Raw genomic sequence first — 18,879 nt, forward strand, 5'->3', positions numbered from 1 at the left:
GACGGGCCCGGCGGCAGAACTGCCTCCGGACCCGTCGGTGTCGGCCGGCTGCGGTCACCCGCGGCCGGCCGGCGTGAAGCGATTCACGCGCCGCTCTCCCTGAGCATGTCCTCACGCTCGACGAGCTTCACGCGCTCCCGGCCCTGGGGCTCGCCCAGCGCCTTCTCGGCGGCGTCCAGCTTGTACCAGCCCTCCCAGGTGGTGAAGCGGACGTCGCGCTCGGAGAGGAACGCGTCCACGGCCTCGGGCTCGGGCGAAGCCGGTGCGTGCAGGCGGCCGTTCGCGTGGTCGTCCAGAAGGTTGGACACCGTCTCGTTCGCGTCACCCTTGGTGTGGCCGATCAGGCCCACGGGACCGCGCCGGATCCAGCCGGTGACGTAGACGGACTGCAGGTGCGCGCCGCTCTCCTCGATGACCCGGCCGCCCTCGTCCGGGACCGTGCCCGAGTCGATGTCCCAGGGCAGCTTGGGCAGCTTGTCGGACAGGTAGCCCACGGCGCGGTAGATCCCGGTGACGTCCCAGTCCTTGAACTCGCCGGTGCCCTTGACGTTGCCGGTGCCGTCGAGGGCGGTGCGCTCGGTGCGCAGGCCGACGACCTTGCCGTCCTCGCCGAGGACCTCCGCCGGCGACTCGAAGAAGTGCAGGAACAGCTTGTGCGGCCGGTCGCCGATGTCGCGGATCGCCCAGTTCTCCAGGGTCTTGGCGACCATGTCGGCCTGCTTGTTGCCGCGCCGGGTGGCGATGGAGCCCTCGTCGTAGTCGATGTCCTCGGGGTCGACGATGACCTCGATGTTGGGGGAGTGGTCCAGCTCCCGCAGCTCCATCGGGCTGAACTTTGCCTGCGCCGGGCCACGGCGGCCGAAGACGTGGACCTCCAGCGCCTTGTTGGCCTTCAGGCCGTCGTAGACGTTCGGCGGGATCTCCGTCGGCAGCAGCTCGTCCGCCGTCTTGGCCAGGATGCGCGCCACGTCGAGCGCGACGTTGCCCACGCCGAGGACGGCGACCTTCTCGGCCTCCAGCGGCCAGGTGCGCGGCACGTCGGGGTGGCCGTCGTACCAGGAGACGAAGTCAGCGGCGCCGTACGAGCCCTCGAGGTCGATGCCGGGTATGCGCAGCTCCCGGTCGGCGGTGGCGCCGGTGGAGAAGATCACGGCGTCGTAGAACGCGCGCAGGTCGTCCAGGCTGATGTCGGTGGGGTAGTCGACGTTGCCGAAGAGGCGGATCTGCGGCTTGTCGAGCACCTGGTGCAGGGCCGTGATGATGCCCTTGATGCGGGGGTGGTCGGGGGCGACGCCGTAGCGGATCAGGCCGAATGGGGCGGGCATGCGCTCGAAGAGGTCGATCGAGACACCGGGGTCGGCGGCCACTTCGGACTTCAGCAGCGCGTCGGCGGCGTAGATCCCGGCGGGGCCGGCTCCGACGATGGCTACCCGCAGGGGGCGGGGCATGATCAGGTTCCCTTCGAGCGGTGACAAGCTACTCGACGGGAAGCCTAAACTAAGGCAAACCTTAGTAGGTACGCGGGTCCGGTCTATGGGCTCATAAGCGCTGTTTATGGGTCGGTGGCGGGTGTCAGGGCAGCGGCTGCTCCGCCCAGATGAACTTGCCGTTGGGCGTGTACCGGGTGCCCCAGCGGTCGGCCAGCTGTGCGACGAGGAACAGGCCGCGGCCGCCCTCGTCGGTCATGGCCGCGTGGCGCATATGGGGCGAGGTGTTGCTGCTGTCGAAGACCTCGCAGATCAGACTGCGGTCGCGCAGCAGGCGGACGCGGACGGGGGCACCGCCGTAGCGGATCGCGTTGGTGACCAGCTCGCTGAGGATCAGCTCCGTGGTGAAGGTCAGCTCGTCCAGGTCCCATTCCGCCAGCCGGCGCGTGACCCGGGCCCGTACGTCCTGCACCGCCGCCGGGTCCATCGGCACCTCCCACTCGGAGACGCGGTCGGCGCCGAGTGCCCTGGTGCGGGCCACGATCAGGGCGATGTCGTCGCTCGGCCGGGCCGGAAGCAGGTCGTCGAGCACCACCCGGCAGGTGTCCTCGGGCGATGCCTCGGCCCGTGTCAGGGCGGTGCGCAGCATCTCCAGACCGGTGTCGATGTCCCGCTCCCGGTCCTCGACCAGCCCGTCCGTGTACAGCACGAGCCGGCTGCCCTCCGCCAGCTCCACCTCCGCCGTCTCGAACGGCATGCCACCGACACCCAGCGGCGGTCCGGCCGGGACGTCGAGGAAGGTGACAGCGCCGTCGGGCTGGACCACGGCCGGCGGCGGATGGCCGGCGCGGGCGAGGGTGCAGCGCCGGGAGACGGGGTCGTAGACGGCGTACAGGCAGGTCGCACCGGCGACGGGCGCGCCGGCCCCCTCCTCCGCCTCGTCCTGGTCGATACGGCCGACGAGTTCGTCGAGCCGGGCGAGGAGTTCGTCGGGCGACAGGTCGAGGGCGGAGAAGTTGTGCACCGCCGTACGCAGCCGGCCCATCGTGGCCGCCGCGTGCAGACCGTGGCCCACCACGTCGCCCACCACAAGCGCCACCCGGGCGCCGGACAGCGGCAGTACGTCGAACCAGTCGCCGCCGACCCCCGCCTGCGCGGGCAGATAGCGGTAGGCGAGGTCCAAGGCGCCCTGTTCGGGCAGACTGCGGGGCAGCAGGCTGCGCTGCAACGTTTCGGCCATGCTGTGCTCGCGCGTGTAGCGGCGGGCGTTGTCGATGGAGACCGCGGCGCGGGCGACCAGCTCCTCCGCGAGGGCCACCTCGTCCTCGTGGAACGGCTCCGGCTGCTCCGAGCGCCAGAAGCTGACCACACCCAGGACCAGGGCCCCCGCCCGCACGGGCACGGTGATCAGCGAGTGGATGCCGTACTCCACGACCTGCTCGGTGCGTTCGAGATCCTGCGCGCGCCAGCCCGGTGCCTGATCCAGCCGGGGTTCGTTGACGGCCCGGCCGATGGTGAGGCTGCGCGCCTGCGGCGAGGACGCGACGAACCGGATCTGCTCGCCGACCGAGTAGAGAGGGGCGTCCTTGCGGATGCCGCTCGACGCCGTACGGCGCAGCGCGTCGCCCGCCTCCGGCTCCTCGCCCCCGAGGACGGCGTCGAACAGGTCAACGGTGACGAAGTCCGCGAACCGGGGGGCAGCCAGCTCGGCCAGCTCCTCCGCGGTCCGGGTCACGTTCAGGCTCGTGCCGATACCCACTCCGGCGGCGTAGAGCAGGTCGAGGCGTTCCCGCGCCGCCTCCGCCCGGCCGGACAGGGCGCGCAGTTCGGTGGAGTCGCGCAGTGTGGCCACGCTGCCGGGCGGGCCGCCCTCGAGGTCCGTGGGCCGCTGGTTGATCGCCAGCAGCCGGTCGCCGACCAGATGCACCTCGTCCGTCGCGACCCGGCCGGAAGCGAGCAGGCCTGCGGTGTCCGGATCGAGGCCGAGGTCGAGCACGTGGCGCCCCTCGGCGTCGTCGGGCAGGTCCAGCAGCCGGCGTGCCTCGTCGTTGGCGAGCAGTAGATCGCCCTCGCCGCTGACGATGATCACCCCTTCCCGTACGGAGTGCAGCACCGCGTCGTGGTGCTCGTACATCCGGGTCATCTCGTGCGGTCCCAGGCCATGGGTCTGCCGCAGCAGCCGCCTGCTCGCCAACGCGGTGCCTGCCGTGGCCAGGGCGAGGCCCACGCCCGCGGCGCCCAGCACGAGCGGCAGCTGCCGGTTCGCGGCACCGCCGACGTGTGCCGTGGTGATGCCGGCCGACACCAGGCCCACGACCGAGCCGTCGGTCCCCTTGACCGGCACCACGGCCTGCACCAGCCGGCCGATGGTTCCGTCGATCTCCTCGACCACGGTGCCGCCGGCCAGCGCGGGCTGGAGCGTCCCGACGAACTTCTTGCCTATACGGTCCGGCTTGGGGTGGGTGTAGCGGACCCCGTCGGTGTTCATCACCACGATGAAGTCGACCTTCGCCGCCTTGCGGGCCGCCTCGGCGCGTGGCTGGAGCACGGCCGTGGGGTCGGGGCTGCGCAGCGCCTCGCTGATCCCGGGGGAGTTGGCGAAGGTCTCGGCCACGGCGAGCGAACGATTGCGCGCCTCCGTCGTGCTGTCGTGCCGCACCTGGAGCACCAGCGCCACCACCGCGGCCACGACCAGCAGCAGCACGATGACCACGTTGAGTACGAACACCTGCGCGGCGAGGCTGCGTCCGCCCAGCGTGGACCGCAGTCCCGCGACTTTTTCCCACCGCGATCGGCTCCCGCCGTCCCGGTGCCCGGCCGACGTACGGTCCACCGGGGCCGACCGCGTCTGCCGCTGCCGCTCGCGCGTGCGGCCGGCGCGGTCTGGAGCGCGCTGTGTGCGCTGACCGCCGGGACGGGTTGACCGAGGCTCCGCTCGACCCAGGAGTCGAACCATGTGCCATGTCTACACTGCCGGGCCCCGGGTGGCGAGGGGCACCCCCTGTTACAGGCCGCATCCCCGCCGGGCGGGGCCTACGGGCCGGTCCGCGAGGCCGCTGTGGAAGCCACCGCGTCCGTACGGCGGGCTGTCTGGTGGGTGGGGCGAGCTGTGGAGGTTGCTGTTTGTGCGGCGGGCTGTCTGGGCGGGGGTGAGTTTGTGGAGGTTGTTGTCTGTGCGGCGGGCTGTCTGGGCGGGGGTGCGTTGCGGAGGCCGCTGTCCGCGTACCGGCCTGGCTGGTCCGTGGCGTCAGCAGGGGACGCCTCCGTTCCTTGACCTGTCCCGGTCGGTCGTGGTGTCAGCCGGGCGGCCGGGGCATGACATGGCGGGTGGCCAGCAGGATCGCGATGTCGTCGGGCCGGTCGGCGGCGTGCCGGGCCGTCGCGGTGAGCCGGTCCGCGAGATCCGCCAGCGAATGCTCTCCGTGGCGGCCGACGGAGGAACCGGCGTTGTCCAGGGCCACGCGCAGCGCACCGATGCCGTCGTCGATGTCGAAGCCGGGCTGCTCGACCAGCCCGTCCGTGTAGAGGGCCAGGATCGCGCCGGGCTCCAGCAGCAGCTCCATCACGGGGTAGTGGGCGTCCGGGGTCACCCCGAGGACGACACCGCCAGGGATGTCCAAGGCGTGCGTACGGCCGTCGGCGCCGCGCACCAGGGGAGGCGGGTGCCCCGCCCGGGCGACCCGGAGCCAGCCGGTGGCGGGATCCAGCCGCAGGTAGCAGCAGCTGGCGAACTGGCCGGGATCGAGGTCGATGAGCAGCCGGTTGGTACCGCTCATCACCTCGTCGGGCGGACGGTCGCCGAGCGCGAAGGCACGGACGGCGCTGCGCAGCTGCCCCATGGTTGCGGCCGCCTGGACGCCGTGCCCCTGCACGTCCCCGATCACCAGGGCCAGCCCGTCCCCTGCCTCGACGACGTCGTACCAGTCGCCCCCTACGTCCATTCCCTGGGTGCCGGGCAGATACCGTCCGGCGGTCTCCACCTGCGGATGCGATGACAGGCGTCGGGGGAGGAGGGCCTGCTGGAGCCCGCGGGCGAGGGCGGCCTCGGTGTCGTAGCGCTGTGCCTTCTCCATCGCGTGGGCGATCAGCCCGGCGAGGGCGGTCAGCACGGTGCGCTCCTCGGTGCTGAAGCTGCGGGGACCGTCGAAGCCGAGGATGCAGGAGCCGACCGGGCGCCCGGAGGCGATCAGCGGCAGGAAGGCGCGTGCGCCCCGCGTGGCGTCGATCGCCATGCCGGGATAGGCGGCCTGCATCTGCTCGATCGAGTCGAAGAACAGCGGACGGCCGGTGGTGAGCGTCTCGACGCCCGGCAGCCGGGCGTCGAGCCCCACGCCCTCGAAGGCGGCGAGGAACCCCTCGGGGAAGCCGTTCTCCCAGGCCAGGTAGAGGTGCCGGTCCTGCAACAGGTAGATGGCGAGCCGACGGCCGCCGAACGCGGGCAGCAGTTCCTGCGTCACCACTGCGGACACCTGCCGGGCGGTCACCGCCTCGGTCAGCGCGATCGCCAGCACGATGGGCCGGTACTGCGGGGCCGTGGGGGCGGCGTCGGACGTGCGACCGTCGTCGGTCGAGGGGCCGCCCGGTGCCTCCAGGAGCGGGTCGCTGGGCTCGGCCATACGGTTCGACGGCACGACGGTGCAGGTCAGGATGTCCGGGCCGGGGTAGACGGACAGGGCGAGCCAGTCCCCCTCGTACTCCTGGCCCTCGTCCGTGGCAGGCCGCCGGACCTGGAAGTGCACCGGGTCCGGCGACAGCAGGGCTCCCCGCAGATGGTCCTCGAACGCGGGCTGATGCAGCCAGGGCACGCCCTCCCACACCGCGCGGCCGAGCAGCCGGGCCCTGGACATCCCCAGCAGGTGCGCGGCACGCGGATTCGCGTACACGACCAGCCCCAGCCGGTCCAGACAGAACACACCCTCGGGGAGCAGCCCGGCCGCCGCGTCGGCGGGCGAGTCGGCATTCGGGTCGCGCAAGACGCCTTTGGCGAGGGCGGTGGCGGGGGTGGAGGCGGACGGGGGACCGGGCCTGGCATCGGACGGGGAACGCGCCGCGGCATCGGTCGCGGGACGGGGGGCCGGACCGCTTGCGGAATCGGGCCCCGGGCCAGCTCCCGAACCGGCCTGCGAACCAGGCCCCGGACTCGGGGGTCGCAGATCCAGCAGTCGTAGTGCGCCGTCCGCTGCCCGTACCGGCACCGGCAGCGGTGGTGGTCTGCCCTTGGCGGTTTCCCGTAGGAGGGCCAGGAGCTGGGGGGAGTCGGTGGGGGCGAGGGTGCGGGCCAGGTCGCGCAGGGTGGCGGGGAACTCTCCCGGGGGGAGGCTCAGGAGGGCGTGCACGTCGCGGTCCGGGGTGACCAGGTCCGTCACCGGGTCCCAGGAGAAGTGTGCCGTGCGGCCCGAGAACGGGCGCGTGGTCGGCGGCCGTACGGACAGTGGACGGTCGTCCCAGGTCAGAGGTGGTCCATCGCCCTCCAGGCGGCGCAGCGCCACCCCCAGCCGGGCGGCCAGGCGCGCCAGGCGGTCCTGGTCCGCCAGCAGCTCGGTGGCGTCCGCGGCGGCGGGGCGCAGCAGCGTGAGGACGCCGAACGTGCTGGACCCGCCCACGACGGGAATGTAGAGGGAGCCGAACTGGAAGGGCAGACCCGCCGCGAACTGCGGGTAGCGGCGCATCGCCTCCGTGGCGTTGGGCAGGTCCACCTGGACACCGAGCCGGTAGGCGTCCGCCACCGGGAACGGCCGGGCCACGTGCAGTCGCCACCAGGGGTGGAACAGCGGTGCCGGCAACCCCGCGAGCACGGCGAGCCGCAGCAGCCCGGGTGTGCCGGCTCGCAGGTAGACACCCGAGATGCGCCCGGCGGTCGTGCGGATCGCCTCTGTCGCGGCCTCGGTCAGCAGCGCGGCCAGGCGTCCGGGGGTCCCTGTCCCGTGCCCGGCGCTCCCAGTCATCGGCCCTACCTCGTCCTGGCGCCGCTCGCGTCGGCGACACAGATCGGCGACACAGAAAAGAATGCGCCACACCGGCACCGGCGCGCATCCGCGCGGCTCGCGTCCCGGGCGGGAATGCCCCGGGGAGGTCCGCTGTTGTAGCGCACGTGACTGACATGCACCGATCAGTGGGTGCGATGTCGGTGAAAGGAGGACCCCATGGCCCGCAACGAGGTCCGTCCCGTCGTGACGCTGAAGTCGACGGCCGGGACAGGTGTGACCTACGTGACGCGCAAGAACCGGCGCAACGACCCCGATCGGCTGGTTCTGCGCAAGTACGACCCGGTGGCGGGGGCGCACGTCCCCTTCCGTGAGGAGCGATGACCCGAGCCTTTGCTGCGGGGCACCGCTGACCACCGAGCCTCGACCGAACCGAAGGAGAACGCAGCCATGAAGGTGCGCAAGTCCCTGCGCTCGCTGAAGTCCAAGCCCGGGGCGCAGGTCGTAAGGCGACGGGGCGTGACGTTCGTCGTCAACAAGAAGAACCCGCGTTTCAAGGCCCGCCAGGGCTGACCCGGTCTCATTCCGAGCCGTCGGTGGGGGCGGCCGCCACGCTCTTCCTGCGGGCCGTGCGCTCGTCGTGCACGAACAGCGCCAGCCCGCAGAACAGCAGGACGGCCGCCGCCCACACCGCGCGCACACCCACGGTCGTGGTGAGCGCGGCACCGCCGAGAGCACCGGCCATGAACGCCACGATCACGGCCGTGAACTGGCGGCCCCGGCGCGCCGATTCCCCGTCGTGGCCCACGAAGGCCTCGTAGGCACTCTGCGTCGCGGTCCGGAGGTTCCCCGTCGTCATCGTGCTGTTGTAGGCGGTGTCCACGAGTTTGCGGAACGTGGTGATCTGCACGGATGCGGTGAACGCGATCAACACGGTGACCACCATGTCCGGGGCGCCGGCGGGAACCAGCCCCACTCCCGCCAGCACCACGACCTCCAGCGCCAGCGCCGCCCGGGTGGGCCGGCGCACGACATGGGCCATCCGGGGATGCTTGAGCGACTCCGCGGCCAGGACACCGGCGACGAAGGCCAGGATCGGCGGCACGTGCGTCAACCCTCGCCACCACTGCCCGTGCGCCGCCTCGATGCCCAGCAGGACCACGTTCGCCGTCTGCGCGCAGGCGAAGACGCCGCCCCGGCTCACGAAGGTGTACGCGTCGAGCGCGCCGCCGACCATCGCCAGGAGCACGCCCAGTCGCACCGACTGCGACGTCGGCAGCGGTTCCGGGACGGTCACCTTCCACCTCCAGCGACCATGACGCGGAGCGGCCTGTTTTCCTACGTTCTCACCCGCTCCGTACTCCCGTTACGCGCGACACGGCTACGCGCCGAGTGTGGCCAGTGCCGCGAGCAGTCGGTCGACGTCGTCGTCGCTGGAGTACGGGGCCAGGCCGACACGCACCGCGCCCTCGCTGCCGAGCCCGAGTCGAACAGAGGCCTCCAGCGCGTAGAAGGAGCCGGCCGGCGCGTCGACTCCGTGGTCCGCGAGATGCCGCGACACATCCGCCGACCGATGGCCGTCCACGGAGAACAGCAGGGTCGGGGTGCGGTGCGCGGCACGGGAGTACACCGTGATGCCGCCGAGGTCCGCCACCCCGCGCTCGATCCGCTCCCGAAGGGCGTCCTCGTGGTACTCGATCGCCGCGAAGGCGGCCAGCAGGCGTTCCCGGCGCGTCCCTTCCGGGCCGGGCGCCAGATCGGCCAGGAAGTCAACTGCCGCGCGGGCGCCGGCGAGCAACTCATAGGGCAGTGTGCCCAGTTCGAAGCGTTCCGGCACGGCATCGGTCGACGGCAGCAGCTTGTCGGGCCGCAGCGTCTCCAGCAGCTCGGGCCGGCTCGCCAGCACGCCCACGTGCGGGCCGAGGAACTTGTACGGGGAGCACACCAAGGTGTCGGCACCGAGTTCGGCCAGGTCAACGGCGGCGTGCGCGGCATAGTGCACCGCGTCCACGTGCAGAAGCGCACCGCCGCGGTGAGCCAGCTCGGCGATGGCGGGGATGTCGGGCCGGGTGCCGATGAGGTTGGACGCGGCGGTGACGGCGACCAGCCGGGTGCGTGACGACAGCACCGCCTCGATGTGTTCGGGCCGCAGCTCGCCCGTGCCGGCATCGAAGTCCGCCTCCCGGACGCGGGCACCGACCGCTTCCGCCGCCTGTATCCAGGGACGGATGTTGGAGTCGTGGTCGAGCCGCGTGACGACCACCTCGTCGCCCGTCGCCCAGGTCTTGGCGAGGGTGCGGGCCAGGTCGTACGTGAGCTGGGTGGCGCTGCGGCCGAAGACGATGCCGCGCGGCTCGGCGCCGGTCAGGTCGGCCAGGGCGGCGCGACCGGCGTTGACGATGGCCTCGGCGTTCCGCTCGCCCTCGGTGGTGTGCCCCCGGTTGGCCAGCGGACTGGCCAGCGCTTCCGCGACGGCGTCGATGACGGGCTGCGGCGTCTGGGTACCGCCGGGCGCGTCGAAGCGGGCGGAGCCGGACTTCAGGGCGGGGATCCGAGCGCGGAGCGCGTCGACGTCGAGGGCCATGTCAACTCCAGGGGCAAGGGGTGCGAGGGACCTGCATCCCGCTCGTACTCAGCGGTTATCGCACATGATCGCAGTTCGTGCGTACCGCCTCTGTCGCCCTGCCTCTGTCGCCCTGGCCCCTCTGTCTCCCTGGCCCGTGTCGCCTGTTCTTCCTGTCCCTGTAGAACCTCAGGCGTGCAGTTTGGCCCTCATGCCGCCCACTGCGGCGGCCGGGCGGGCGGTGGCACGAGCCGTGCCGCGCACCAGATGCGCCTCGCGCCGCAGATCGTGGGCCGCGTGACGGCCGCGCCACAGCAGCGAGGGGGCGCCCGCGGTGTCGTCGGCCGCGATCAACAGCCCGCCGAGCATCGAGAGGTTCTTGAGGAAGTGGATGCGCTGCTGGGCCCGCTCGGCGGGGTCCTCCGCCTCCCAGAAACGGTGGCCGGCCAATGTGGTGGGCACGAGTGTGGCCGCGATGACCAGGGCGGCCGGCCGCGGCACCCGGCCGGTGGCCAGCAGGAGACCCGCGGCCACCTGTACGGCGCCGTTGAGCCGTACGACCTGTTCGGTGCGGTCCGGAAGGGCGGCCACGTGCGCGGTGACGGGCCGGACGATCGGCTCGGCGATCGGCGCCAGCGGCTCGGGCCGCCGGACGGAGTCCAGACCGCCCGCGACGAACATCGAGGCCAGCATCGGGCGGCCGACCCGGCGCAACAGACTCATGGCGCTCTCCAGACGTGTCGGTGCGGACAGCACCGGCCGGGTTCCCACCCGGGCCGGAAGCATGCGGCAGACCAGGACCTTGGAATGGCGGGTTCCCCTTCAGTTACTCCCGGTAGTGCCACCTGTACGGCATATGAGGTTGCTGTGAATTCATGAGGCGCTTGAACGCATCGGGATCGGACTGCGTATGGGACGGGGGATTTCCATACCCGGAGCCTGGCCACGACGCGTAGGAGTACTTCCGTGGGACGTAGCACGCGCAGACGCCCAACAGGCGCACGCCGCGCGACCTTTGCAGCCGCCGCTCTGATACTGGGCGGCGGAGGACTGGTCGCGGCGAACGTGTACGCCTCCGCGACCGAAGGCGGCCTCGGCGGCGACACGCAGCAGTCGGATGCCAACGGCGGTGCCGGGGAGGGTGCGTGGGGGCCCGGCACGATCGACTGCCCCGACGTCGGTGACCGTCTGACGGCGGTGCCGGACCCGGCGCGCGCGGAGGTCGACAAGGAACTCGCGCTGCTGGACCAGCAGATCGCCGACGCCTACCAGCGGCTGCAGCAATCGGCGCGCGCGGTACAGGAGGACAGCGGCTTCGCCGACAGCGCGATCATGAATCCGCTGAAGGAGAAGCGGACCGCGACGATCGAGCGCATCGCGATCGCCATCGACCGGGTGGGGGACCGTCCGGAGGGCCTGGAGACCCTGGCGGCCTGCACCCTGCGCGACCAGACGCAGGATCAGGACAAGAACCAGGACCAGGACCAGGACCAGGGGCAAGGCCAGGGGCCTGATCAGAACCAGGACGGCAACGGCGGTCAGGCCGGAAACGGCCCCGTCGTCGACGACTTCGCGGACATCACCACCGTCCAGCCCAACGCGCCGGGCCCGAGCCCCCAGGCGGACGCCTCCCGTGGCACCTTCACCACCAGGTGCGGGGTGAACGCGGAGGGACTGTTCAACTCCGACAACGTCATCGTCGCCCCGGGCGTCACCAATGGAGCCCACCACTTCCACGACTACGTCGGCAACCAGTCCAACAACGCCTTCGCCAGCGACGACGACCTGGCGAACGCCGACACCAGCTGCCAGGACGACGGCGACAAGTCCTCGTACTACTGGCCCGTGCTGCGCCTGCAGAACGGCACGCAGGAGCGAGACGCCGGCGCTCCCGGGGGCGGCACCGAGGGCAACGCCGGTGAGATCGTCACGCCGAATGAGGTCACGCTGACGTTCGTGGGCAACCCCCGCAGCCAGGTCACGGCCATGCCGCGGCTGCTGCGCATCATCACCGGCGATGCCAAGGCGTTCGTCAACGGCCCCGCGAACGCCAACGCGTCGTGGAGCTGCACCGGCTTCGAGGACCGGCAGTTGAAGGACAAGTACCCGCTCTGCCCGGACGGCAGCGACGTCGTGCGCACCTTCAAGTTCCAGAGCTGCTGGGACGGCCGGAACATCGACAGCGCCAACCACCGCACCCACGTGGCGTTCGCCACCGCCGACGGCTCGTGCCCGGAGGGCTTCCAGGCCATCCCGCAGCTGGTGCAGCGCATCGTGTACGACGTGGACGCGCCGAGCGTCCAGGACGGCGGCCGGACGACCCCGCTGTTCGCGGTGGACTCCTTCCCCGAGCAGCTGCACAAGCCGGTCACGGACCACGGCGACTTCATCAACGTCTTCGACGAGGGCCTGATGCGGGAGATGGTCGACTGCATCAACGGCGGCCGGCAGTGCGGTGCCGGCGCCGCGCCGGGCACCGGGAACGGGGATGGCACCGGGAGCGGCAACGGGAACGGCGACCAGGGGCAGCAGACACAGGCCCCGGAGCCCACGAAGGGCGGGGACGGCGGAGAGGAGCAGCCCGGAGACACCGGAGGAGACGAGACCTCGGCGCCTCCCACCGACACGCCGAGCACCGACCTCACCGCCACCGCCACCGACCCCGGCGAGGCCCAGCCCAAGGTCTACTCGTCCCCCTCGGCCACCGCACGCCCGAAGGACGCGTCGGCGCAGGCGGGTTCGGACGACAAGGGCGGCAACCTCGTCACCACCGCCCCCGACAAGACGACCGCCTCCGAGCAGGCGCAGGACACGGGCGAGAGCGGGCAGGACACGTCCGCCGCCGCGCAGACGCCACCCCAGACCGAACCGCAGACCGAACCGCAGGCAGTCCAGGGCGGCCTCGCCGAGACCGGCGCGCAGCTGTGGCCCGCGGCTGTCGGTGCCGTCCTCGCGGTCGCCGGTGTCGTCCTGCTCACCCGCACCCGGCGGCGCTCCATGTGACGCCCTCACGACCACCAGGGGCGGCGCCCGGACCAGTACCAGCGATCCGGGCGCCGCGCTCTGTCAGCCGGCCCCTGCGCCACTTCTGCAGCGAACCGACCCCACAGCGGACGAGCTGATCAGCCTGGAGTCATGGGACCTGCCGGTCTCGGCCGAACGCTGACCGCCCTCACGCCTGCGGGGCGAGCTCGGCCATCGGGCCCCAGCCGTGCTGGTCGGGCACGTTCACGTTGATGATCTCGGGCGTCTCGGCGACCGCGCCGGCCATCGCGGCAAGCCCCGCCTTGAAGTGCTCGGACTGCACATGGGCGGCCCCGGCGTCCTCGTCCGCGAACGCCTCCAGCAGCGTGAAACTGTTCGGGTCGTCGACACTGCGCGACCAGTCGAAGAACAGGTTGCCCGGCTCCGCGCGGGTGGCCTCGGTGAAGGGACCCACCAGCGACAGCCACTCGTCGGCACGCTCGGGACGGACGGTGAAGCGTACGGCGATGAAAATCATGGCTCCACGATGCATCGGGCGACGGCGGAAGGCCAGCGGCGGACACCCACGGACGACCGTGCACGAGGCTCGACCGGACGTACGGCCTCCCGGCCGTCGGCGCGGTCTTCATCTCGGTGGTGTTCCTGCTCCACCGTGCCTTCCGTCGCAAGGACTGGCTGTGACGCGAGCCGGGTCGTGTGAAGGGCCCGACTGAGGGAAGCTGTAAACGTGGCCGCTCGCTCACCAAGGGGGGATCATGGCCTTCTTCGCGACCTCACGGCGAGATCCGCTGCGACTGCTGTCCGTCACCGACCTCGCCCAGGACAACGAACGGCTCGAGGAGGAGAACGAGCAGCTCCGGCAGGCCGTGGCCTCGCACGCCGTCATCGACCAGGCCATAGGCGCCGTCGTCGTCCTGGGGCAGATCCCGCCCGAAGAGGCCTGGCGGGTCCTGCGGGACGTCTCACAGCGCACGAACACCAAGCTGCGCACGGTCGCCGAACATCTTCTGGAGTTCGTTCAGTACGGCGCACTGCCGGAGCCGGAGCTGGACGAACTGAAGAAGGCGATCAACCGCTACCGGATGTGCTCGCGCACGCACCTGTCGGAGCCCTGACCGTCCACGCCCGCGCCAGGGAACGCGCGACGCGGAATCCGACGACGTCGACCCGGAAGGTGGGGTGGCTGCGCCGTCGCACGCAGGCCCGGCAGCTCCAGTGCCGCCTGGCGCCCACGTGGTGGATCCGCTCCCGTGAGTTGCCCCGGTGCCAGGCGATCTCGTCGAGGGGGCCGTAGCGGGGGCCCGCCGTACCGGCGCGGCAGGCGCGCTCCCACTCCGCCTCGGTCGGCAGCCGATAGCTGTCCGCAGACGTGTCCCACGCGACGTCCTCGCCGCCGTTACCTCCGCCGTTCCCGCGCTCGGGCGCCGACCCGTCACCCGCGCAACGCCTGGGTTACCGATACGGTCGCCAGCTGGTAGGGCGCGAGCTCGACCACCCAGCTGCGCCGCGTTCGCAGGTCGGACAGGGTGACCTGCTCGGCCGGGACCGTGACCAGCTCACCCAAATCCCTTGTCGCGAACCCGAAGTTCACGCGGGCCGTGCCGCGCTGTGGATCGCCGTCTGCCCGGCGAAGAAGATCGACTCCTCGCGCACGGAAGCGCCCGGGCCCGGTGCGTGGATCATCGTGCCGTTGCCCGTGCAGAGGCCGACGTGGCTGACATCGCCGTAGAAGAAGATGAGGTCGCCTGGCTGGAGCTCGGTGAGCGGAATCGCCGCGACGGTGCGGGCCTGGTCGATCGCCGTGCGGGGGAGCGCGACCCCGGCGGCCTTCCAGGCGGCCTGGGTCAGGCTGGAGCAGTCGTACGACTCCGGTCCGGTCGCACCCCACAGGCACGGTCTGCCGATCTGGGCGCGGGCGAAATCGAGAGCCTTCGCGGCCTTGCCGCTGTACGTCGCTTCCGGCACGCCGACGGGGACGGTGGCGACGCTGAACAGGCCGGTGTCGACGGGGGTGTTCGCGTATCCGGTGCCGAGGGGGAGGCTGAACTGTCCGGTGTCGACAGGGCTGTTCGTGTATGGCGTGTCGACGGGGAGGCTGAACTGCCCGGTTTCGACAGGACTGTTCGTGTACGCCGTGTCGGCAGGGAGGCTGAACTGTCCGGTTGTGTACTCGGTGCCGAGGAGGGCGCTGTCGAGGGGGACGCTGAACTGCCCGGTGTCGACAGGTGCGTTCGTGTACCCGCTGTCGACGGGGATGGTGTCGAGGCTGATCGCCGGTTGTGTGAGCCAGCCGGCTCCCGCGCCTCCCTCGCCGCGCAGAGGATCCTGCTGCGCAGGGGCCGACCACAGGGCTTCGGCCGTCGGCGCGGCTTCGAGCGCGGCGGGCGGTGTGTTGCGCAGGGTGATCTGCCGGGACAACAACTCCCGCGCCGTGGTGAGCTTTTCCCGGATCTGTTCCTTCGTCGTCCGCAGCGCGGACTGCCGTGACTTGGTGGCGGGCGCGGGCGCGGATGCGGGCAGCGCGGCCGGGAGAGCCGGAGGAGCGTAGGGCGCCGTGAGGGCAGGGAGGGCGTCCCGCCGGCTTCCTGGCGTGGCCGACAGCGCGGCGATGGGCCCGGCGGTGAGCTCCGGGACGCGTTTGACGGGTGCCTCCAGTTCGAGACGGGGCGCCGGAACCGCGGCCGGGAGTTCCGCCGGGCGAGCGGGTCGGGCCGCGGCCGGAGGGTCGGGCATCCTGTCGGCCGGCAGCACCGCCGCAACCGTCGGGCCCAACTTGGCGCGCGCCACGTCGAACCACTGCCGGGCGACAGTGTCGAGGGCGGGGTCGGCCTGCCTGCGCTCAGTGGCGCGCAGCGGTGCGGCGGGCCTGCGTGTCCCCGTCGTCATCGCGCGGGTGGCGTTGTAGTTCCCCGTGTCGGTCTCGGCGCGGTCGTAGAGGGTGTTGATCCGCCGCCGGATCTCCTCGCGGCTGACCGCGTCCGTTCCGGGGAGGCCGAGACCTTCGGGGCGCGTGTCGCGTTCCGGCGCCATCGGCGACGTACTCCTTCCGTGCACCGCCTACCGAGTTAGCTGTCGGGTTCGGGCGGGGGTTCCGGAAGGCGTGCCCTACAGCCCTTGCCCCATAGGGCAGTTGGGCCGATTCACCCCAAAGATCGGTTGGGTCCCCGGCTCCGGCGGCCGCAGTGGTTCACCGGACTCGGCGGAGGCTGCACGGCCCGGCGGGATTCGCCGGAGGGATCCGAGCGGCCTGACGCCAACTTAGCTAATTTGTGCGGCTCGTGTGAAGGTTGAAGAGCGGAATGTCCGATACGTAATTGTGACCTTCATTTCCCTATGGCCTCTTCCGGGGCGGGTGGCCGCCGCTGGAACTGTTCGCCGAGCTGGTGGACATGGGCGGCGTCGGCAACATGGCGTTCATGTTCCCCGACACCATCGAGCTGGACGTGGACACCCACACCGGGCTGTTCGCCGCAGCCCTGGCCGATCGCCCAGAGGTGGTCTACGCCGTACTTCGGGATTCACACCCACCGGTTCCTCTGGGAGATCGGCTGACTCTGCGGCAGGTTTCAGATACGGCGCACGGTGTGCAGCTTCGTGGCGTACGTGCCCGTGCCGTCGAGCAGCGACGCGCCGCCCAGGTCGGACATGGTGGGCCCGTTGACCGTCTTGCGGCTGGAGAGGAAGCGGCGCTTGCCGGTCGCGTCCGTGCCCAGGTAGATGCCGACGTGGTCGACGGTCACGGTGTCCGTTTCGGGGTCGTCGTCGCCCGAGTCGGCGTTGAACAGCACCAGGTCGCCGGGCTGGAGCAGCGCAGCCGCGGGCGGGTTGGTGCCGTCGGTGCGGTCGATGACCACCCCGGGCGCGTAGTCGACGATGTCTCGCGACTTGCGCGGAATCCGGTTTCCGGAGGTGTCCTCGCCGGCGGCCAGGGGCACGCCCATGTGGTAGCCGTAGACCATCCGCGTGTAGCCCGAGCAGTCGAGGTTGCCGACCTGCTTGCTGGACGGTCCGGTGTAGGTCCCGTCGGGGAAGGTCCAGCCCACGTTCATGTACTCGTGGAAGTCGGCACCCTCGTAGCGGTAACCCTGAGGGTCGAGGTAGCCGTACCCGGCCTCGCCCAGCACCTGCTTGCCCTGGGCCGGTCCGGCGCCGGCCGTCACCGCCGGAGCGTCGCCGAGGAACATCGCGGCGTAGGCGAGGACGTCGGGGACGGTGGAGCCCGCCCAGTCGCGGATCGTCTGCTCCAGCTGCGTCGTCCACGTCCCGTCGAACGGCTCGGGCAGCACCCGCACCCAGTCGCCGTGCGTGACGGTCGGCGGGGTCTCCCAGTTCGCGGCGTCCACCTCGTAGCGGCTGACGGACAGCGTGACCGGCAGGTTCGTACAGCCCTTGTTGGCCAGGGCGCGCAGGCCCACCCGGCCCTTGGCGAAGGTGGAGTCGGTGACGTCGATGGCCCACGCGGTCGGCTCGGCCGACGCCGACCGCCATGCCTTGGCCTGGATCCGGGTGCCCTCCCGACGCACCCGGATCGTCCAGTCGGTCCCCGCGGGCACACTCGTGTCGAGCGTGAGGGCGGAGGCCAGCTGGGTCACCGTGTCGTCGACCTCCTTCTCGACGCGCAGCTCGACCGCGCCCGAGGTCAGGAAGGACAGCCGGGCCCGGTAGTTGCTGTGGGTGGTCTGGTAGCCGAAGGTCAGCCCGAACGAACACGCCTGGCCGGTGGGCACCTTGTCGAACCGGGCTGTGCAGCGGGCGTCGACGTCGGTGATCTCGTCGTCGCGCAGGCTGGCGTGCCGGCTGTAGTTCTCGGTGGTGAGGCTGACGACGCCGCTGCCGGGCACGACCGAGTAGTCGGTGTCCGCCGGCCCGAGCGTGGACCAGCTGCCACCGCCGGGAGAGGTGCCCCAGTACTTCCGGTCCGCCACGTCGAGCGAGAGGTCGGGCAGAGTGCGCTGGAAGTCGTCCACGAAGGGCCGCTTGTTCTCCGCGAACGTGCGCTGCGGGCCGGGCAGTACGACGGTCCGCGCACCGTGCGTCAGCAGCGCGACGCGCCTGCCGCCGGAGGTGACCTCGGTGCGGGCCGGGGTCCCCGCGAGCACGGTGGCGGTGAGTGGGGTGCTCAGCGTCACCGGGGTGAAGTAGGAGGCGTCCAGCGGGGGCAGGGTCACCGAGGAACGGGCCGAGGACAGACCGGCCGGACCCGTGAACGGCTCCACGGCGGCGGTGTCCCCGGCGGCACGGGCCGGAGCCGAGGCCGCTCCGGCGAGCGGCACGGACGCGGCAGAGGCCGCGAGAGCGGCGAGAAGTCTTCGTCGAGAGGTGTGAGACATAGGGATCATGATCGGGGTAGGCGCGGCGCACGGACAGCGGACCCTTGACTTCGACCGTTATCTGGTGGAATGGCGGTGCTGTCCTGGGTCCATCCGGCGGGCCCGGCGGGCCCGGCGGGGGCGTTGAGGTCGTTGACGTCGGTGAAAGGGAGGCGCAGGTGGCTGACTGGATGCCGCGCGAGGACTGGGTGAGGACACAGCCGCAGGCGCTCATTGCTGCTTGCGTCCTGGTGCTGGACGGGGACGGCCGCATCCTGCTGTTGCGTTACGGGCCGGGCCAACCCAACAGCGGGAACTGGTGGCTGCCGGGCGGGATGCTCGACCACGGCGAGGACCCGTGGACGGCGGCCCGCCGCGAGATGCGCGAGGAGACCGGCATCGAACTCGGGCCCGAACCCGCCCTGATCGGCATCGACCACCGGGTCGACGTGCTGGGCACGGGCCCGGTCCTCGACTGCTTCTTCCACGGCGGCACCCTCGCCGACGACGTACCCGTACGGCTCAGCTCCGAACACGACCGGCACGACTGGTTCGCCCTCGGCGAGCTGCACGACACGCCGCTCGCCGCCCAGCTGCCGACGCTCGCCGCGCTGCACGCGGCGGCGGCGAGCGGAACGGTGGTGTGTCTGCGGGAAGGGCATCTGCTGTGA

The 18,879-nt window shown here is 71.6% G+C and carries 16 protein-coding genes and 1 riboswitch; of the genes, 5 read left to right on the forward strand and 11 right to left on the reverse strand.

Going from position 1 to position 18,879, the window contains the following annotated elements; genetic code table 11:
• Positions 1–83: 83 nt before the first annotated feature.
• The 3 genes from ABT114_RS03530 to ABT114_RS03540 all read right to left on the reverse strand — a co-directional run bounded on the left by ABT114_RS03530 (position 84) and on the right by ABT114_RS03540 (position 7,372).
• On the reverse strand, positions 84–1,448 hold the full coding sequence (locus ABT114_RS03530) for an FAD-dependent oxidoreductase (protein WP_351138065.1): 1,365 nt from the start codon (positions 1,446–1,448) through the stop codon (positions 84–86).
• Between the two features lie 124 nt (positions 1,449–1,572).
• Complete coding sequence (locus ABT114_RS03535; RefSeq protein ID WP_351138067.1) at positions 1,573–4,383, reverse strand: SpoIIE family protein phosphatase; 2,811 nt, start codon at positions 4,381–4,383, stop codon at positions 1,573–1,575.
• Positions 4,384–4,723: 340 nt separating this feature from the next.
• Positions 4,724–7,372 (reverse strand): SpoIIE family protein phosphatase, encoded by a 2,649-nt coding sequence (locus ABT114_RS03540; protein WP_351138070.1) that lies wholly within the window; start codon positions 7,370–7,372, stop codon positions 4,724–4,726.
• A gap of 198 nt (positions 7,373–7,570) precedes the next feature.
• Here ABT114_RS03540 and rpmG point away from each other — a divergent pair, with 198 nt between their 5' ends.
• Positions 7,571–7,735 (forward strand): 50S ribosomal protein L33, encoded by a 165-nt coding sequence (rpmG, locus tag ABT114_RS03545; protein ID WP_152889071.1) that lies wholly within the window; start codon positions 7,571–7,573, stop codon positions 7,733–7,735.
• A 66-nt stretch (positions 7,736–7,801) separates the two neighbouring features.
• Positions 7,802–7,924, forward strand: coding sequence for a type B 50S ribosomal protein L36 (gene ykgO / locus ABT114_RS03550; protein WP_046586208.1), 123 nt, complete (start codon positions 7,802–7,804; stop codon positions 7,922–7,924).
• A 7-nt stretch (positions 7,925–7,931) separates the two neighbouring features.
• Here the strand turns inward: ykgO and ABT114_RS03555 are convergent, their stop codons facing one another.
• The 3 genes from ABT114_RS03555 to ABT114_RS03565 form a co-directional block, all read right to left on the reverse strand.
• Complete coding sequence (locus ABT114_RS03555; RefSeq protein ID WP_351138073.1) at positions 7,932–8,648, reverse strand: YoaK family protein; 717 nt, start codon at positions 8,646–8,648, stop codon at positions 7,932–7,934.
• An 84-nt stretch (positions 8,649–8,732) separates the two neighbouring features.
• Positions 8,733–9,935: a cysteine desulfurase-like protein gene (locus ABT114_RS03560; RefSeq protein ID WP_351138075.1), complete on the reverse strand. Its 1,203-nt coding sequence runs from the start codon at positions 9,933–9,935 to the stop codon at positions 8,733–8,735.
• A 168-nt stretch (positions 9,936–10,103) separates the two neighbouring features.
• Positions 10,104–10,637 (reverse strand): DoxX family protein, encoded by a 534-nt coding sequence (locus tag ABT114_RS03565; protein WP_351138077.1) that lies wholly within the window; start codon positions 10,635–10,637, stop codon positions 10,104–10,106.
• A 243-nt stretch (positions 10,638–10,880) separates the two neighbouring features.
• On the opposite strand from ABT114_RS03565, the gene ABT114_RS03570 reads away from it, so the two are divergent.
• Positions 10,881–12,917: a DUF1996 domain-containing protein gene (locus ABT114_RS03570; protein WP_351138079.1), complete on the forward strand. Its 2,037-nt coding sequence runs from the start codon at positions 10,881–10,883 to the stop codon at positions 12,915–12,917.
• A 169-nt stretch (positions 12,918–13,086) separates the two neighbouring features.
• On the opposite strand, the gene ABT114_RS03575 is transcribed toward ABT114_RS03570, so the two are convergent.
• Positions 13,087–13,416, reverse strand: coding sequence for a putative quinol monooxygenase (locus ABT114_RS03575; protein ID WP_351138081.1), 330 nt, complete (start codon positions 13,414–13,416; stop codon positions 13,087–13,089).
• 238 nt (positions 13,417–13,654) lie between these two features.
• Between ABT114_RS03575 and ABT114_RS03580 the strand changes: the two genes are divergently transcribed.
• Positions 13,655–14,014, forward strand: a complete 360-nt coding sequence (locus ABT114_RS03580; RefSeq protein WP_351138083.1) for an ANTAR domain-containing protein — start codon at positions 13,655–13,657, stop codon at positions 14,012–14,014.
• On the opposite strand, the gene ABT114_RS03585 is transcribed toward ABT114_RS03580, so the two are convergent.
• The 4 genes from ABT114_RS03585 to ABT114_RS03600 all read right to left on the reverse strand — a co-directional run bounded on the left by ABT114_RS03585 (position 13,968) and on the right by ABT114_RS03600 (position 18,229).
• The gene (locus tag ABT114_RS03585) at positions 13,968–14,249 is read right to left on the reverse strand and encodes an SUMF1/EgtB/PvdO family nonheme iron enzyme (RefSeq protein ID WP_351138214.1); all 282 of its coding nucleotides are present in this window, start codon (positions 14,247–14,249) and stop codon (positions 13,968–13,970) included. The two genes, ABT114_RS03580 and ABT114_RS03585, sit on opposite strands and share 47 nt — an antisense overlap.
• Before the next feature lie 82 nt (positions 14,250–14,331).
• Positions 14,332–14,490 (reverse strand): hypothetical protein, encoded by a 159-nt coding sequence (locus ABT114_RS03590; RefSeq protein WP_351138086.1) that lies wholly within the window; start codon positions 14,488–14,490, stop codon positions 14,332–14,334.
• The gene (locus ABT114_RS03595; RefSeq protein ID WP_351138088.1) at positions 14,487–15,929 is read right to left on the reverse strand and encodes a C40 family peptidase; all 1,443 of its coding nucleotides are present in this window, start codon (positions 15,927–15,929) and stop codon (positions 14,487–14,489) included. Before ABT114_RS03595 ends, ABT114_RS03590 begins: the two co-directional genes overlap by 4 nt.
• 8 nt (positions 15,930–15,937) lie before the next feature.
• A riboswitch (cyclic di-AMP (ydaO/yuaA leader) is annotated at positions 15,938–16,111 on the reverse strand.
• 354 nt (positions 16,112–16,465) lie between these two features.
• Positions 16,466–18,229: an NlpC/P60 family protein gene (locus ABT114_RS03600; protein ID WP_351138090.1), complete on the reverse strand. Its 1,764-nt coding sequence runs from the start codon at positions 18,227–18,229 to the stop codon at positions 16,466–16,468.
• A 158-nt stretch (positions 18,230–18,387) separates the two neighbouring features.
• Here ABT114_RS03600 and ABT114_RS03605 point away from each other — a divergent pair, with 158 nt between their 5' ends.
• The gene (locus ABT114_RS03605; RefSeq protein ID WP_351138093.1) at positions 18,388–18,879 is read left to right on the forward strand and encodes an NUDIX hydrolase; all 492 of its coding nucleotides are present in this window, start codon (positions 18,388–18,390) and stop codon (positions 18,877–18,879) included.

Source organism: Streptomyces sp. NPDC002088, from assembly GCF_040296605.1.
Taxonomy (GTDB): domain Bacteria; phylum Actinomycetota; class Actinomycetes; order Streptomycetales; family Streptomycetaceae; genus Streptomyces.

Coding starts and splice junctions, on each gene's coding strand:
- rpmG (WP_152889071.1), top strand. CDS start 7,571: ATGGCCCGCAACGAGGTCCGTCCCGTCGTGACGCTGAAGTCGACGGCC.
- ABT114_RS03595 (WP_351138088.1), bottom strand. CDS start 15,929: ATGGCGCCGGAACGCGACACGCGCCCCGAAGGTCTCGGCCTCCCCGGA.
- ABT114_RS03540 (WP_351138070.1), bottom strand. CDS start 7,372: ATGACTGGGAGCGCCGGGCACGGGACAGGGACCCCCGGACGCCTGGCC.
- ABT114_RS03530 (WP_351138065.1), bottom strand. CDS start 1,448: ATGCCCCGCCCCCTGCGGGTAGCCATCGTCGGAGCCGGCCCCGCCGGG.
- ykgO (WP_046586208.1), top strand. CDS start 7,802: ATGAAGGTGCGCAAGTCCCTGCGCTCGCTGAAGTCCAAGCCCGGGGCG.
- ABT114_RS03575 (WP_351138081.1), bottom strand. CDS start 13,416: ATGATTTTCATCGCCGTACGCTTCACCGTCCGTCCCGAGCGTGCCGAC.
- ABT114_RS03560 (WP_351138075.1), bottom strand. CDS start 9,935: ATGGCCCTCGACGTCGACGCGCTCCGCGCTCGGATCCCCGCCCTGAAG.
- ABT114_RS03600 (WP_351138090.1), bottom strand. CDS start 18,229: ATGTCTCACACCTCTCGACGAAGACTTCTCGCCGCTCTCGCGGCCTCT.
- ABT114_RS03535 (WP_351138067.1), bottom strand. CDS start 4,383: ATGGTTCGACTCCTGGGTCGAGCGGAGCCTCGGTCAACCCGTCCCGGC.
- ABT114_RS03580 (WP_351138083.1), top strand. CDS start 13,655: ATGGCCTTCTTCGCGACCTCACGGCGAGATCCGCTGCGACTGCTGTCC.
- ABT114_RS03565 (WP_351138077.1), bottom strand. CDS start 10,637: ATGAGTCTGTTGCGCCGGGTCGGCCGCCCGATGCTGGCCTCGATGTTC.